Annotated in this window: 14 protein-coding genes and 1 pseudogene; 7 read left to right on the top strand and 8 right to left on the bottom strand. The window is 42.4% G+C overall.

Features of this window, described 5'->3' with window-relative positions:
* Window positions 1-45 precede the first annotated feature (45 nt).
* The 4 genes from ACLFKQ_RS13880 to ACLFKQ_RS13865 all read right to left on the bottom strand — a co-directional run bounded on the left by ACLFKQ_RS13880 (window position 46) and on the right by ACLFKQ_RS13865 (window position 3672).
* Entirely contained in the window at window positions 46-372 is a 327-nt protein-coding gene (locus tag ACLFKQ_RS13880; protein ID WP_449000408.1) for a hypothetical protein, read from the bottom strand.
* A gap of 65 nt (window positions 373-437) precedes the next feature.
* Entirely contained in the window at window positions 438-656 is a 219-nt protein-coding gene (locus tag ACLFKQ_RS13875) for a tautomerase family protein (protein WP_449000407.1), read from the bottom strand.
* 282 nt (window positions 657-938) lie between these two features.
* On the bottom strand, window positions 939-2330 hold the full coding sequence (locus ACLFKQ_RS13870) for an amidohydrolase family protein (protein ID WP_449001033.1): 1392 nt from the start codon (window positions 2328-2330) through the stop codon (window positions 939-941).
* Window positions 2331-2559: 229 nt separating this feature from the next.
* Window positions 2560-3672, bottom strand: coding sequence for an AbrB family transcriptional regulator (locus ACLFKQ_RS13865; RefSeq protein ID WP_449000406.1), 1113 nt, complete (start codon window positions 3670-3672; stop codon window positions 2560-2562).
* A 100-nt stretch (window positions 3673-3772) separates the two neighbouring features.
* Here ACLFKQ_RS13865 and ACLFKQ_RS13860 point away from each other — a divergent pair.
* Together ACLFKQ_RS13860 and ACLFKQ_RS13855 are read left to right on the top strand one after the other, a co-directional pair.
* Window positions 3773-4212: pseudogene (locus ACLFKQ_RS13860) on the top strand (DUF1810 domain-containing protein).
* Between the two features lie 23 nt (window positions 4213-4235).
* Window positions 4236-5183, top strand: a complete 948-nt coding sequence (locus ACLFKQ_RS13855; protein WP_449000405.1) for a S1/P1 nuclease — start codon at window positions 4236-4238, stop codon at window positions 5181-5183.
* Window positions 5184-5188: 5 nt separating this feature from the next.
* Here ACLFKQ_RS13855 and ACLFKQ_RS13850 read toward each other — a convergent pair whose 3' ends face one another.
* The 3 genes from ACLFKQ_RS13850 to ACLFKQ_RS13840 form a co-directional block, all read right to left on the bottom strand.
* Window positions 5189-7717, bottom strand: coding sequence for an alpha/beta hydrolase (locus tag ACLFKQ_RS13850; protein WP_449000404.1), 2529 nt, complete (start codon window positions 7715-7717; stop codon window positions 5189-5191).
* A gap of 66 nt (window positions 7718-7783) precedes the next feature.
* The gene (locus ACLFKQ_RS13845; RefSeq protein ID WP_449000403.1) at window positions 7784-8050 is read right to left on the bottom strand and encodes a hypothetical protein; all 267 of its coding nucleotides are present in this window, start codon (window positions 8048-8050) and stop codon (window positions 7784-7786) included.
* Window positions 8051-8086: 36 nt separating this feature from the next.
* Window positions 8087-8713: a hypothetical protein gene (locus ACLFKQ_RS13840; RefSeq protein ID WP_449000402.1), complete on the bottom strand. Its 627-nt coding sequence runs from the start codon at window positions 8711-8713 to the stop codon at window positions 8087-8089.
* Between the two features lie 280 nt (window positions 8714-8993).
* Between ACLFKQ_RS13840 and ACLFKQ_RS13835 the strand changes: the two genes are divergently transcribed.
* Window positions 8994-10319 carry an ISNCY family transposase gene (locus tag ACLFKQ_RS13835; RefSeq protein ID WP_448998174.1) on the top strand — a complete coding sequence of 442 codons (1326 nt, stop codon included), beginning with the start codon at window positions 8994-8996 and terminating at the stop codon, window positions 10317-10319.
* A gap of 299 nt (window positions 10320-10618) precedes the next feature.
* Here ACLFKQ_RS13835 and ACLFKQ_RS13830 read toward each other — a convergent pair whose 3' ends face one another.
* Window positions 10619-10972, bottom strand: a complete 354-nt coding sequence (locus ACLFKQ_RS13830) for a hypothetical protein (RefSeq protein ID WP_449000401.1) — start codon at window positions 10970-10972, stop codon at window positions 10619-10621.
* Window positions 10973-11338: 366 nt separating this feature from the next.
* Here ACLFKQ_RS13830 and ACLFKQ_RS13825 point away from each other — a divergent pair, with 366 nt between their 5' ends.
* The 4 genes from ACLFKQ_RS13825 (at window position 11339) to ACLFKQ_RS13810 (ending at window position 14334) form a co-directional block, all read left to right on the top strand.
* Window positions 11339-11812: a L,D-transpeptidase gene (locus tag ACLFKQ_RS13825; protein ID WP_449000400.1), complete on the top strand. Its 474-nt coding sequence runs from the start codon at window positions 11339-11341 to the stop codon at window positions 11810-11812.
* Window positions 11813-12070: 258 nt separating this feature from the next.
* Window positions 12071-12538 carry an Hsp20/alpha crystallin family protein gene (locus ACLFKQ_RS13820; protein WP_449000399.1) on the top strand — a complete coding sequence of 156 codons (468 nt, stop codon included), beginning with the start codon at window positions 12071-12073 and terminating at the stop codon, window positions 12536-12538.
* Between the two features lie 81 nt (window positions 12539-12619).
* Complete coding sequence (locus ACLFKQ_RS13815) at window positions 12620-13690, top strand: Photosystem Q(B) protein 1 (protein ID WP_449000398.1); 1071 nt, start codon at window positions 12620-12622, stop codon at window positions 13688-13690.
* A gap of 161 nt (window positions 13691-13851) precedes the next feature.
* The gene (locus ACLFKQ_RS13810) at window positions 13852-14334 is read left to right on the top strand and encodes an adenosine-specific kinase (RefSeq protein WP_449000397.1); all 483 of its coding nucleotides are present in this window, start codon (window positions 13852-13854) and stop codon (window positions 14332-14334) included.
* Window positions 14335-14429 lie beyond the last annotated feature (95 nt).

Below are 14429 nucleotides of genomic sequence, written 5' to 3'. Positions count from 1 at the left end.
TGTCTTTTGTTATTAAAGTAAAAATCAATGACCAATGATTAATGACTATTGACTATTGACAAAACTTTGACGTTCCGAGCGCAAGATTTCGGCAATACTCTCTGGCATTTCTTCCAATCCCGTCTCGCTTTCTGAAGCTTCAATTGGTGAGACGAAGGTAAAACAAGGATCGCAATCTTTGGTTTCATCGTAAACTTGAATTACCCATTTATCGGGCAAACCTTCTACACCAATCTCCACTACATACCAGCGATTGTCTACATCGCGAGAATTGAGAGGGATAAAAAAATCGCGGTCGTCTTCGGGAATTTGCCAATCTTCGAGAAAATATTCTAGTGCCAATTGTTCGGCATCTGTTGATGTCAGTTCCATTGTTTGAAGTCTTTTTTCATTCGAGCTTAAATATTATTCTAATGACTAACAGTACAGTTAATGCTTTAATTTTTAACCTTTTCTTTGTGTCTACCAGAGTGCTTATCGATATGTAATTCTCCACCGACTGCCCAATTTTCGCGCTCGAATTCATCAATATGAACTGTTACCCATTCGGGTTTGGTTCCCAAACTAGAAACTAGAGTATCAGTAATTGCCTTAGCTAGTTCGCGCTTTTTTTCTACGGAGTGACCTTTGGCAATTTGAATGGTTACGAATGGCATCAAATTTCTCCTTTACTAACGATTAACGCTGTGGATAAAAAGTCAATTCAAATCTTCTGGAGATAGATATTTGAAGTTATTAACTACTATGAGGCTAGACCGACAAATCTCGGTTATCTTATAAACTAGCAAAAATTGCCATCGCTCTTGTAGCTAAAGCCACCGTTTATAATTATTGTCACGAATAACATGGGAAATTTACAGATGCGAGCGCTTAAGCATCTGTTTTGTAAATTAATATGAATATACGACCTTGGAGCGATTGACAAGCTAAATCTTCCATTAGCTCAAGTCGTTCTTGTAAATTACCCCGTCTTTCATAATCATGAGGAAATTATTCTCCGGGTCTGCGATTAACTCGATGTTCTCCAGCGGATTGCCGTCCACTAGTAACAGGTCGGCCAGCGCACCTTCTTCAATAACACCTAACTTTCCTGGATAGGGATTGCGAGGACCAGACAACGCCAGTAATTCAGCATTGGTACTAGTTGCCATCTTCAGCACTTCAGCAGGAGTGTACCAGCGCACCAGTTTTGCCAGTTTTGCCCCCTGTCGAGCGGCTCCTTTGGAGCTGTATAAGTTGTCAGTACCCCAGGCAGTTTTGAGATTGTATTTCTTGGCTAGATTATAAGCATTGTCAGTCCCTTCTGCCACCCGCAGTTGGTTAGCCCGATTGGGGGAATCTTCTGGATAGGGATTAGCATCTTCATCGTCAAGAAAGGGCTGAATACTGAGCCAGACATCATTTTTCGCCATAATTTGGGCGGTTTCTTCATCCATTAGCTGACCGTGTTCGATAGACTTTACCCCAGCCCGGATTGCCTTCTGAATTGCCCTGGGGGTATAGGCATGGACTGCTACGTAGGTGTTCCAGTCCTCAGCCGCTTCCACCGCCGCTCTCAGCTCTTCCTCGGTGTATTGACTGGCGTCAATCGGGTCGTAGGCAGAAGCAACACCGCCCCCTGCCGCCAGCTTGATTTGACTGGCTCCCTGCATCAATTGTTCGCGGGTTCTGCGAAGTACCTCAGGTACTCCATCAGCGATCGTTCCGACGCCATATTTTTCTGCCCGACTTAGTTTGTAAGTAGGCGTTCTGGGAAGCTCTTCGAGCGAGCGGAAGTCACCATGACCACCAGTCTGGGAGATCATTGCCCCCGAAGGCCAGATACGTGGTCCGACTACCTCGCCCCGGTCAATCGCCTGCTTCAGCCCAAAAGCCGGTCCCGCCATATCGCGAGCACTAGTAAACCCACGCATGAGCATGGCGGTGGCGTTTGCTCGTGCATTCTGAAATAAAGCTTCCTCTGAGGTCTCGGGTGAGAGAAGTTCTGCAACTGGCGTCGTCTCCATAAACAAATGGACGTGAGCATCGATCAGCCCAGGCATCAGTACTCGACCTTCGCCATTAATTCTGGTCGGGCTAGTTTCCACTGGTAGGGAAAAAGGCTCGCTAGAAATCCTCTCAATTTGGTTACCAACCACTAACACCCTAGAGGGAGCAGACAGTTGCTCGGAGGTATCATCAAATATCCGCACGTTTTCAATTAAAACTGCACTAGGCTGTTGAGGTTGACTGTCCCCAGAAGATGGATCTTGAGCAAAGCCGGCTTGTGCCATAAATCCAATCAGCACGAGTATTAAAGCTACTAAAAAAAGCAGGAGGCGCGATCGCATCTGCATAGTCTTTTACTAATAAATCGAATACATACACTCGACAAAAAAATTTAATCTTGAAAGCTTGGTGAATTAGAATAGCAACAAACTTGTGTCCGCCATAAAAATATTTACATTACTTGAAAAAGAGCGATTGTGTTTGGCTCGATCGCCTGAAACCATCACTTTTAATTACACTCCATTCATACCGCTTAGGCTATTTTCAATTTTTTTGACTAATGACAATTTATTAATGACTAATCGTTCGTTTTTCCCAATAGCGAAACAAAAATATCCACAATGGTAAAGATAAATTAAGAGCCATCAGGCGGACGGAATGAGCGACGGTAACGATTTCTGGGTTATGTCCCAATGCCAAAGCGACTAAAATCATTTCTGTGGAGCCTCCCGGTGCGGTTACCAGCATACAGGTCAACCAATCCCAGGAAGTAATTAAAGTAGCAATAGTCGCAGCCACAAATCCACTGGCGATAGTCAAGGCTACAGAAATTGAGGCATGAAAAATATTTTTTGTCTGAAGAGCTACGCGATCGCTCCACGCTTCCCCAACAGTAATTCCTAATAGTATTTGTCCGATTAAACTGATAATTTGAGGTGGAGTAAAATTAAAATTGCTAACCCAAGGCAGACAAGCGATCGCCAAATTAAACACTATTCCTACGATTAAAGTACCGAAAAAAGAAGCCGCAGGAATACGCAATTTCTTGGCAAGTTTTACTCCCAACCCTGCCGAAATAATTGCTAAAACTAATAAACACAAATAAACGGGATTGGGATCTACTCGATAGTCTGTTAGAGAAAACGATGTATCGTTAACGGTAGTTCCAAATGTACCAGCTATCAAAGGAATAATTAAAATTACGCTAGCGATCCGCAGCGTTTGCACCATCGCTACTTGAGAAACATTTCTACCATAATCGGCAGCAATACTAGACATGGTTGCTACTCCACCAGGAACTGTAGCCAACATTGCGTTGAGCAAGTTAGTTTGACTGATACGAGCATAAAAATAACCGATACCACTACCACAAAATAGCATGAATAAAGTGAGAAAAATAAACAGTGGCAACCGAGATGAAGCAGCCAGCAAATTACTATCAGCGATCGCAAATCCGATGGATAGACCGACCATAGCCTGTCCGATTTTTCTGGCACCCCTATTGGGTTGGAGAGATTTGTGGGTAATAGTTTGATAACTTTTAGCTCCTATTATACCCGCACCCATCCCACCAAAAATCCAAGCGACACTTCCCAAACCCAGACTGGCGATCGCCATCCCCAAAAATAGAGCTAAAATTATGTTTAATATGTAGAGCGTTACCCTGGTAGACAATTGAGCCATCAATTTTAAATGATTGAGTTTGATAATTTATTTTATCTATCTCAGGTTGCTAGATGAAAGAAGAATTTCTCGGTTTTAGGGACGGGAGTGTCAATTCTCTATGAGTACAAACTTTAGTTTAAGTCGTTTCATTAGGGCACAAAAAGAAGTCTACGATCGCGCTTTAGCAGAGTTAAATAATGGTCAAAAAAAACCCATTGGATGTGGTACATATTTCCGCAGCTTGAGGGTTTAGGACAGAGTCCGACATCGAAATACTACGCGATCGACACCAAAGAAGAAGCTCTGGCATATCTCAATCATCCCATCCTCGGAGCGAGATTGAGAGAATGCGCTGAAGCAATTCTTGGCATTGAAGGAAAATCGGTTTCAGAAATCTTTGGCTACCCTGACGAGCTCAAACTTAAATCGTCTATGACGCTGTTTTCTAGTGTATCATCAGACTCGGTGTTCGTCCGCGTCCTCGATAAGTATTTCCAGGGCGAACCAGACGATCGGACACTCCAACTATTAGCCAAGCTGGAAAATTTAAATGAGTAATTAAGCAAGGCAACGAGCAAACCATGAGACGTTTAGTTATTTTATCATTAGCGTTCATATTCCTCTGGCAACCATTACCAGCATGGGCTTGGAACGGAGCGGGTCACATGACTACAGGCGCGATCGCTTATCGAGAATTAGAACAAAACAATCCTATCGCTACTGAAAGAATCATAGAGCTACTCGAAGCCAATCCCGAAGCTGAAAGGTTATGGCGACCACAACTCGCTCGAGTAGAACCATCAGCAAGACAACAACTGTTGTTTATGTTAGCTACCCGATGGTCGGACGAGATTCGTGGCGACGACCGTTACGACCACCCTAAATGGCACTATATTAATTTCCCCTATAAACCAGACACAGTAACAGCATCAGTTACGACGAACTCACCCGATCCAGAAAATATTTTGACTGCTTTGGCTCAAAATCTCGAGGTTTTAACTGATGCTAATGCTAATGTTACACAACGTTCGATCGCTCTTTGTTGGCTCTTTCACTTAGTCGGCGACGTACATCAGCCCCTTCATACTACTACTTTGTTTACAGAACAATTCCCCGACGGCGATCGCGGTGGTACGAGATTTTATATCAAAGTCAAGCCACAAAATCGAACTACTATCAGCCTGCATAAGTTCTGGGACGATCTAGTAGGAAGTTCTACTAAATATCAGACAGTAAGCAATCGAGCGACCAGACTTCGCCTTTTACCCAATCTCAGGCGCGATCGCTTACCCGAACTAACTGAAACAGAATGCGAGCGCTGGGCTTCAGTTGAAAGCTTTGAATTAGCCAAACAGGTTGCCTATCTCAATGGTTCTTTAGCCGGAAGTACAAAGCGAGACGATGGTACGGTTTTACCGCCAGATTATATCGACAAAGCTAAAATAGCAGCTCAAAAACAGATCGTCTTGGCTGGCTATAGACTAGCCGATTTATTAGAACAATTATATCGATCTAAATTTGATAGTTAGGGAAATTAACGATTGAGACAGTTTTCTAAATCGTTTAATTCATTTGAATACAATTTACTAAACCATTTATCCATAACTTTTTGGGTTGATGATTTAGCAATAAATTCATTGACTGTGGTTCGCCACTCAGGATCGTCATTGGGTAAAATCAGTCCGTAGAAATCGCAGGTCAAAGGCAATTTGGGTTGCAAGACATAATCCTCCACTGATAAATTTTGGCGAGAGATTTCTGCTAAAGAGAGAATACTATCACTAGCAAAAGTATCTATCTGCCCCTCGGCAACTGCTTTAATAGCTTCGGCTCGTCCTTGAGAACCATCAAAATATACCACCTCGGCTTGAGGATAATTAGACTGAATAAATTCTTCAGTGGTGGTATTTTTCAAAACTCCCACTTGTAAACCTTCTAGAGGTAGATTGGGATTAATTTCGGTTTCGAGCTCTTTTTTGCTCAAGAAACGAGTTCCTGTCGTCCAAAATGGAATGGAAAAACTTATTCCTTCGACATCTTGACGGATGCTATTAGGACCACATTCGAGATGAACTGTGTCCTCTTGAATCAGAGAAAAGCGATTTTCTAAAGTAGAAGGTAATTCTGCTAACTCTATATCTAAATCTAAACCTAGCTTGTTAGCTAAATGTTCTTGAAGTTCGATAGCTAACTCACTACAGTAACCAGTCCATTGTTGTCCCTCGTCGATGTAACCAAAGGGAGGAGCATCACGACGCATTGCTACTTTTAGTACTCCAGTACGTTGTATTCGATCGAGAATGCTCACTTCTCGTCGAGCAACTGTCGATTCGACGGGAGCGGGAATAATAGGTGTGGGCGGTTTTTTGCCATAGGCTTGTTTTAATTCTTCGGGAGTTAGGGACTGAATGATTTCCAAAGCCATAGGCTTGTCTCGACTGATGATATCTTGGGCATAAGCCGCACTCAAGTAGGGTAAAAATTCAGAGCGCTCGCGCAAGTAAGTCTCAAAAAAGGCGACGTTCAATCCCTTAAAATATTCCCGCCCAAATTCTTGATATTTTCCCATCAGAAATGCCGGAATCGATTCTGCTCCCTCGGCACTCTGTTCGCTGGTGGAAAAATGAGTACCTGGTTTGAACAAAGCCAAATACTTAGGTTTGGAGTTAACCCAGACGAAGGGATGAATTTGCTCTGTAACTACTGGCGCTACTAAATCGTTACTGCCGGCAGTTATCATTAGCGGAATGTCAATGGAGCTCATGCCTTCTGGTCCAAAGATGCCGCTGGCTAGAGGATGAGCCGCTAATGCCGCTTTGATTCTGGGGTCGCCTAAATTAAAATTTTCTGGGGGTAAGTATTGGGCGCGGCACTGTAGATATAACGAGAAATTCAAAATCACATTTTCTCGATCGCAGGTTTCAATCAGACGAGCATAATCGATCTCGGCTCCAGCCAGGGAAAGAGCGGTAGCACCACCCAGAGAATCCCCCATTACGCCAATTTGCTCTAAATTTAGCAGCTTTTTCCATTGGGAGTTGGTGTCAGCTAATTCTTCTAAGCGATCGATTAAAAAAGAAATTTCTTGGGGACGATTGAGAAACTCCACTGGACTAAGCAGCGTATTAAGTTTACCTTGAAGATAGTTTTCACGATAGGAAAGATCGCTCCCCACATGACCGGGAACCAAGACCACAAAGCCGTAGGAAGCTAAATGTTCGGCAATAAAAACAAAATTTTCTTTAGTCGAGCCAAATCCGTGAGAGATAATGACAATTGGGGCAGTTCGGCTCAATCCTTGAGGTATATAGGCATCTACGTCAAACTCATAGTTTACAGCAAGCCCTTTTTCCGTTTGACGTAAAGCAGGATTAGTAACTGTAATAGTTTCTCGCCTATAGCTGTATGTTCCAAGTCGACTCAAATCGGACAGATTTTCTGGAATTAAACCTGACTGCGATTTTGCTTCAGTTCTGGCTTGAGTTTCAATTGCTGCGACAGCCGCTCGATTGTATTCTAAATAGACATTTAAGGTATTTTTTAGTTGGAGTAAGTCTCGGGCATTGATTTCAATAGTTTTGGTAGGAAACTGGGCGATCGCATCGAGAATCGTCCAACCTTCGCTATTAGAATTAGCAGCAGCCCCAATTAAGGCGGCTCTAAGTCCATAAAATCCATTACGCTGATGACTGAAACGAACTATTTTTCCTACTTGCTCTAAAGCTTCTCTTCCCAAGGGTGAATAGGTTAAATTATAAACCTGCCTGACATCATAATTTAGACTAAGCTGGAGTCCTTGACGTAACTCCGCCATCATGTTGTCGTCTAAAACCAAACTAAACAATTTGAGATCTCCCGTTATTTTACCCGTTTCGGCAAACGTTTTTAAAGAATCAAGAGATAAAGAAACTTCTAAAGGGCTATTTACAGATAATTTTATTGCTTCGGCACTAAAACTCGATCTAGCACTGATACATTCAAGTAAAGTTGCAGTGGTTGCCATTAAGCTAGTAGAAGTTAAACCAAATATAATTCTTGATAGAGGCTTAATAACTTTTGTCATGCCGTTCAATTCTTCATCTCCTCATCCAAAAAGCTAACTATAAAAATAACAAAGTTTTTTAATTAGCTAGCTACTGCTAGTGTTAACGTTTTGTTCGGATTGTAAATTAAAATCGGAACCTGCTCTTAGTTTGATTTGCTCTAGCAATCGATCGCTTTGTGCTTGAGTTAATATTCCTTCGTCTTTGGCAGTTTCAGTAGCAACACAAACGCCATATACTACGCCACCACCAAGTCCTAATGTACTGCCAAGTCGTCCACCTAAAATAAATCCAACTCCAATACCGACAAGTCCTGTGGCAAGCGCAATCAGAAAGACATAAATTGGTTTCATGCTAAGAATAATGGGATTTTACTTTAATATTCGATGTTAAGGTTGGAAATTTTGTACTTCCATAGTTGCCATTTCTTTATCAGAGATATAGAAATAAGTCTTTTCTGAGGTAAAGATATCGGTTTCTCCTTCCGAGGTAAAGTAACTAGCTTCGATGCTTGATGCTCCAGTTGTATCGATTACGACTTGGTTGTTGGGTTTCCACGTCAATTGAAGCTCGATGTCAGGATAGCTTAAAGTAGTTTTGACTTTGTCGTTGCCACTGTATTGCTCTGATGCTTCACAGAGATAGCGATAGTTTTGCCCGTCAACAATTACTCCACATACAGTTTCAAAAGTTTCTGTCCTCAATTCCGTTGTCTCAGCCTTACCACAGTCCGATGAGGGAGCGTAAACTAAGGATTGATAGCGTCCGTTTTCCGTTCGTACGGTGACACATGTTCCAGTTCCGCTTTCGGTCCAATAACTATAGGCACTGTCTCCTGATTTGTCGGTGCGGATAAATTCATATCCTCGATTTTGTAATTCAGCCTCTCCGCTGCTTCCTCTGACACCTACTAAATCTTGTAAATCGGGAACGGGAGTTTGGGCGTTAACTCGAGTGGTAACAGTAAAAGCTAATAAGCCGATAGCTAAGGATATTAATCTGATAATTTTGCTCATTTATGTCAATATTTGCCTAATAAATACTTGAAATCTGTTTATTTACATAATTAAATATCTTACAAAACACAAGTATTATACAACTCTTGAAATTTATGTTATGTCTGGAATTGGAGAACCCAGCAATTCTCATTTTAAGATTTCATGACATTGAAACCCAGTCCAGAATCGTTACAAGCAGAAGAATTGGGAATTAGTTCTCTATTCAACATAGAGAACTAAAACAAGAAGGGGCAATTAGCTTAAAGTAAAAGGCATTAACCTTCGCTGGAGTGGCAACATGGGTTTAGCAATAGGGATGCCTGAATTATTATCGATGCTAACCGACGAGTTAGATGAGCTGCCCGATGAAAGAAAACAGGGCAATAACACCAAATATAGGGTTGAAGAAGCGATAAAAAGTGCTTTTTCGGTCTTTTTCATGCAATCGAGGTCATTTTTAGACCATCAACGCTTGATGAAAACCCAGAAAGGGAGAGATAATGCGGCTAGTCTGTTTGGGATCGAGCGCATCCCCTGTGATAATCAGATTCGTACCCTGCTCGACCCGGTGCCAGCTTCAACGGTGTTTGGGGTCTTTCGCTCCGTCTATGACGGTTTGTCAAAAACGGGAAATCTCAAGCCCTATCAGTGCTTTGGTGGAGAATTTTTACTGACTCTCGATGGCACTGAATATTTCTCGTCCAAGAAGATTCACTGCTGTCACTGTTGCCATCAGACACATAAAAACGGCAGCACCACCTATTTTCACGCTGCTGTAACACCAGTATTAGTGGCTCCAGGACGACCACAGGTCATCAGTTTAGAACCTGAATTCATCACTCCCCAAGATGGTCACGACAAACAAGATTGTGAAAACGCTGCTGCCAAGCGTTGGATTGCTGCCCATGCCTGTGAGCCACAAGACCCGCCTGTAACTTTACTTGGGGATGACCTCTACTGTAACCAACCCATCTGTGAAAAGGCTTTGAACCATGGCTATCATTTTATCTTCGTCTGTAAGCGAAGCTCCCATCCAGAAGTTTATGACTGGGTGGATTACCTCGAACGAGTCGGTGAAGTGCAAACTCTGACCGAGATTGAGTTCCATGGACGAAAGCGTTTGTCTGATCACTATCGTTTTGTGAATAAAATTCCCCTCAGAGCCACCCAACCAGCCCTGGACGTAAACTGGTGTGAGGTGACGGTAACAGATACCAGCAACCAGAAAACTCTATACTACAATGCCTTTGCTACTTGCCATGAAATTCATGCCCAGAATGTGTCCGAGATTGTCACTGCTGCTCGTGCACGCTGGAAGGTAGAAAATGAAGGGAATAATATTCTCAAAACTAAGGTTTATCATCTCGAACATAATTTTGGTCACGGTCAAAACCACCAGGCAGAACTTCTATTTTGCCTTAATTTATTAGCCTATCTCTTCCACACCACTCTGGATTTAATCCACATCACTTATCGTGCCGTTCGCTCCATGTTGGTTACTCGCCAAACCTTCTTCAACGAGCTTCGGGCACTGACCAGATATTTATGGTTTGAGAGTTGGCAGACTTTGTTCGAGTTTATGCTGAGGGAGGGAAAAGCACCTGACGGGGTTAACTCTAGCTAAATTTCGCGACTGTTGAACCTGAACCAATTCGCGCCCCTTATAGCTCTACAAAGTAATAGCTGGTTGTTCCAAGTATTACTTGGCTTTTTCATGGCTCAAAACGAACTTGCTCAGGGATGATAGCTGCTCCGGAGCTTACTTTGACTCACAATCAATTAACTCTTCGACTTTGTTCGCGAAAAAGTTTCGCGAACAAGTTCCCAATTTTTATCTTTTACCCTCTATTTTCTTCCGTTCAGGTTTCAAAATGAGAATTGCTGTGGAGAACCAGAGAAGAATACATGACTAGCTGTTATTGGCTATCGTTGTAGCGGTTGTGGTGTTTGCTCATTCTGATAGCTAAATTTTGGTCGAGCTTTCGAGCGTTCGATCGGTTTTACTCGGGAGTAGGACCAGCGATCGTATCTGCTGGTAATTGAGGTATCAGCAAGGGTGGATTGGTTTGGATATCGACTTCGTAAAGTAAAAGAGAAGCCCGCAGCTTCCACTAGTCGATCTTCGGGTAAGACGGCAGAGCGTATTGTATGCTGACAATTAGAAAGGTTTTGCCCTTCTTCTGGAGGAGCTTGAGGTAGTGAAGCTCCAACTTGGTTCCAATTAAAGTCTCCCTCGAGCCAGTTGCTATTGGTTTCAGACTGGGCTGTTGCAGGCAAATTAAGAAGGATTAAACCTATTGATGGCAACTAAATGACTACCATAAGGATCTAATGATACTCTACTAAGATGATAAATCTGTCCGCGATCGCGGCGGTTATTACATTGGGCTATGGAAGAGTACAACACTCGGTCAAAAGGAAATTACCCTTGTTAATTGAAACTTAAATTAGTAATGTTCTCGATCGCCCGATAGATTTGGGAATTGATGCAACTCAAGAGGCGATCGCTAGTTCTCTGCCAAACTACTGCCGAGCACATCTTCACAAGTTACTCAAACTATTAGGTTAATTTAAAACTAGGAAAGATTAACCGGAGGTAAAAGTTTATGAGCAACAGCTTTTTTCGCTCGGGGAACTGCCTGTTTGATTGGTGCGATCGCAGCATTGACTATTAGTAACTCTTGGTTGCTGTCCGATACAGTCTTGGCTCATCCAGCATTAGAGACTGCAATCTCTCAAAAGATCGATAACCTTAAAAATTCTAGTAAAAATTGGATTGAGATCGACCTTTCCGAACAACATTTATTTGCTTGGACGGGGGAAGAGCGAGTCTTTACTACGATTATTTCTAGTGGTAAAGCGGCAACCCCAACTTACCCAGGAATATATAGTATCCAACGCAAATATGCCATAGATAGAATGCGCGGTGCAGACTACGATATTCCCGACGTTCCCAACGTACTTTACTTCGATCGCGGTTATGCTCTTCATGGTGCTTACTGGCACAGTAATTTTGGTACGCCGATCAGTCATGGTTGCGTTAATCTTCCTGTTAGTCATGCTCGATGGTTGTTCGATTGGACAAAAATTGGCACTCCGGTAATTATCCATCAATAAAAAGCTCTGATGGTGACATTACAAAATAGGTAAGAATAAAAGTTGTCAATCGTAGGACGTTAGCAGTTTCTCTCTAGACTCCTATTATCTCGTAAAGCGTTATTTTCTATTCAGCAGTATTTCAATAAGGTCGATGGTTAATGACCGTTAACTACTAACTCCTAACTACCAACCTTCACAACATCCTCAAAATATTTTTCTAAATTTATAGTTACAACCTCAAAACAGGAACGAAATCTACAAACATGGAGGTTAACTATGACACTTAGTAAATGGCAACCGTTTAAAGAGTTAAGCAATATTAGACAACAAATGGATCGACTGTTTGAAGATATGGTTTCCATCAGCGATCGCGACTGGATGGGATTACATAATATGGGAGGTATGTGGACTCCTGCCGTAGAAATTGAAGAAACTGACAAAGATCTAATTCTCAAAGCCGAAATTCCAGGTATGGATGCTAAAGATTTAGAAGTAGAAGTCAGTGAAGATAGAGTAACTATTTCGGGAGAACATCGAGCAGAAGAACGTAGCGAAGATGAAAGGAAAAACTATTTTCATTCAGAATTTTACTACGGCAAATTCGAAAGAGTCATTCCCTTACCTATGACGATTCAAACCGACAAAGTAGAGTCAAATTTTTGGCAAGGAGTTTTAACTCTGATTATGCCTAAAGTCGAAGCAGAACCCAAAAAATCTGTCAAAATTAATTTGGAAAATAGTTAATAGTTAGTAGTTATTTTAGAACCGAAATTAACTACTACCTTGGCTAGGTTCGGACAAGTACTGGTTGGGAGGATATCGATCGTGAATACTTTAATTAAACGACGTTCCGAACCCGATTTTCTCTGGGTTTGGGATCGGTTTTGTCGCTGGATTACTAGTACCAATAATCGTATTTATATTGGTTGGTTTGGCGTATTGATGTTTCCTACATTATTAGCTGCGACAATATGCTTTATCCTGGCTTTTGTTGCCGCCCCTCCTGTAGATATGGATGGCATTCGCGAACCTGTTATCGGTTCTCTATTGGGTGGCAACAATGCAATTACTGCTGCGGTCGTGCCTACTTCTGCCGCTGTGGGACTGCATTTTTATCCCATCTGGGAAGCTAGTTCTCTAGATGAATGGCTTTACAATGGTGGGGCTTATCAACTGATTGTCCTGCACTTTCTCATTGGTATTTGGTGCTATTTAGGAAGGCAGTGGGAACTCAGTTATCGTGAAGGTTTGCGTCCTTGGATTGCCGTGGCATTTTCGGCACCAGTGGCAGCAGCAACTGCAGTATTGCTCGTCTATCCTATCGGTCAGGGCAGCTTTTCTGAAGGATTGCCTTTAGGCATTGCCGGAACTTTTCACTTTATGTTGGCATTTCAAGCCCATCACAATATCTTGATGAATCCCTTTCATATGTTGGGAGTAGCTGGAGTATTTGGTGGTGCATTGTTAGCTGCCTTACATGGTTCGTTAGTAAGTTCGACTTTAATTCGGGAAACTACTGAAGCTGAATCTGCTGCCAAAGGCTATCAGTTCGGACAAGAACGAATTACTTACAACTACATGGCAGGACACTATGGATTCTTGGGAAGACTACTGATCCCTTGGTTTGCCAGTAGCAATCATCGAGCTTTTCATTTTCTGTTAGTCGCCTTGCCCACTATCGGCATTTGGTGTGCAGCAGCAGGTGTCAGCGGAATGGCATTTAATCTTAATGGCTTTAACTTCAATCAATCGATTTTAGATAGCCAAGGTCGAGTTATTTACAGTGATGCCGATTTACTCAATCGAGCCAATCTGGGCATTCAAGCAATGCATTCGCCTAATGCTCATCATTTCCCTTTAACTTTAGCTAGTGGCGAGCCTATTACCGTGAGTTAGTGGTAAAGCCAAACCCCAATGAGGCGATGGTGTGAGGAATTAAAATTAATTAAGATCGTGGAGTCTGACTTCTAGAGTATCTGTCAGTCATCATTTGGAGTTCGGAGTGGGGAACTAGAATTCAAACAAGTTAACTGTTGATTAAATGAGGCAGAAAACTGATGGAACTGAAATCGGTAACTATAAATATTCCTCAAGGCACAAATGTCATTATTGGACAGAGCCATTTTATTAAAACCGTAGAAGATCTCTATGAAATTATGGTGGGAATATCATCTCAGGTGAAGTTCGGTATTGGTTTTTGTGAAGCTTCGGGAGACTGTTTAATTCGTACCGTGGGTAATGATGCTACGCTCGCAGAACGGGCGATCGCCAATGCTAAAGCACTCGGTGCCGGACATAGTTTTATTATCGTGCTCAAAGATGCCTATCCGATTAACTTTCTCAATGCCATCAAACAATGTCCAGAAGTTTGCCAGATTTATTGTGCCACAGCCAACCCCGTAGAAGTAATTACTGCCGAAACAGAACTAGGTCGTGGTATTCTCGGTGTTGTCGATGGCTCTTCCCCGAAAGGAGTAGAAAGCGAAGAAGATATTAAAGCCCGTCAACACCTATTGCGTCAGATCGGCTATAAGTTGTAGGTCGCTAGTAGCTCGATACCTAAGTAAACGTGGGTTGGCAGTTTATCGAGTATCGATCGCTAGCACCGCTCACAACATCCTCAAGTTTTTGGTTT

Source organism: Myxosarcina sp. GI1(2024) (genome assembly GCF_053543375.1).
This window is presented reverse-complemented; position numbering and strand designations above follow the sequence as displayed.

Coding starts and splice junctions, on each gene's coding strand:
- ACLFKQ_RS13850 (WP_449000404.1), bottom strand. CDS start 7,717: ATGACAAAAGTTATTAAGCCTCTATCAAGAATTATATTTGGTTTAACT.
- ACLFKQ_RS13870 (WP_449001033.1), bottom strand. CDS start 2,330: ATGCGATCGCGCCTCCTGCTTTTTTTAGTAGCTTTAATACTCGTGCTG.
- ACLFKQ_RS13880 (WP_449000408.1), bottom strand. CDS start 372: ATGGAACTGACATCAACAGATGCCGAACAATTGGCACTAGAATATTTT.
- ACLFKQ_RS13840 (WP_449000402.1), bottom strand. CDS start 8,713: ATGAGCAAAATTATCAGATTAATATCCTTAGCTATCGGCTTATTAGCT.
- ACLFKQ_RS13820 (WP_449000399.1), top strand. CDS start 12,071: ATGACACTTAGTAAATGGCAACCGTTTAAAGAGTTAAGCAATATTAGA.
- ACLFKQ_RS13845 (WP_449000403.1), bottom strand. CDS start 8,050: ATGAAACCAATTTATGTCTTTCTGATTGCGCTTGCCACAGGACTTGTC.
- ACLFKQ_RS13865 (WP_449000406.1), bottom strand. CDS start 3,672: ATGGCTCAATTGTCTACCAGGGTAACGCTCTACATATTAAACATAATT.
- ACLFKQ_RS13855 (WP_449000405.1), top strand. CDS start 4,236: ATGAGACGTTTAGTTATTTTATCATTAGCGTTCATATTCCTCTGGCAA.
- ACLFKQ_RS13810 (WP_449000397.1), top strand. CDS start 13,852: ATGGAACTGAAATCGGTAACTATAAATATTCCTCAAGGCACAAATGTC.
- ACLFKQ_RS13875 (WP_449000407.1), bottom strand. CDS start 656: ATGCCATTCGTAACCATTCAAATTGCCAAAGGTCACTCCGTAGAAAAA.
- ACLFKQ_RS13835 (WP_448998174.1), top strand. CDS start 8,994: ATGGGTTTAGCAATAGGGATGCCTGAATTATTATCGATGCTAACCGAC.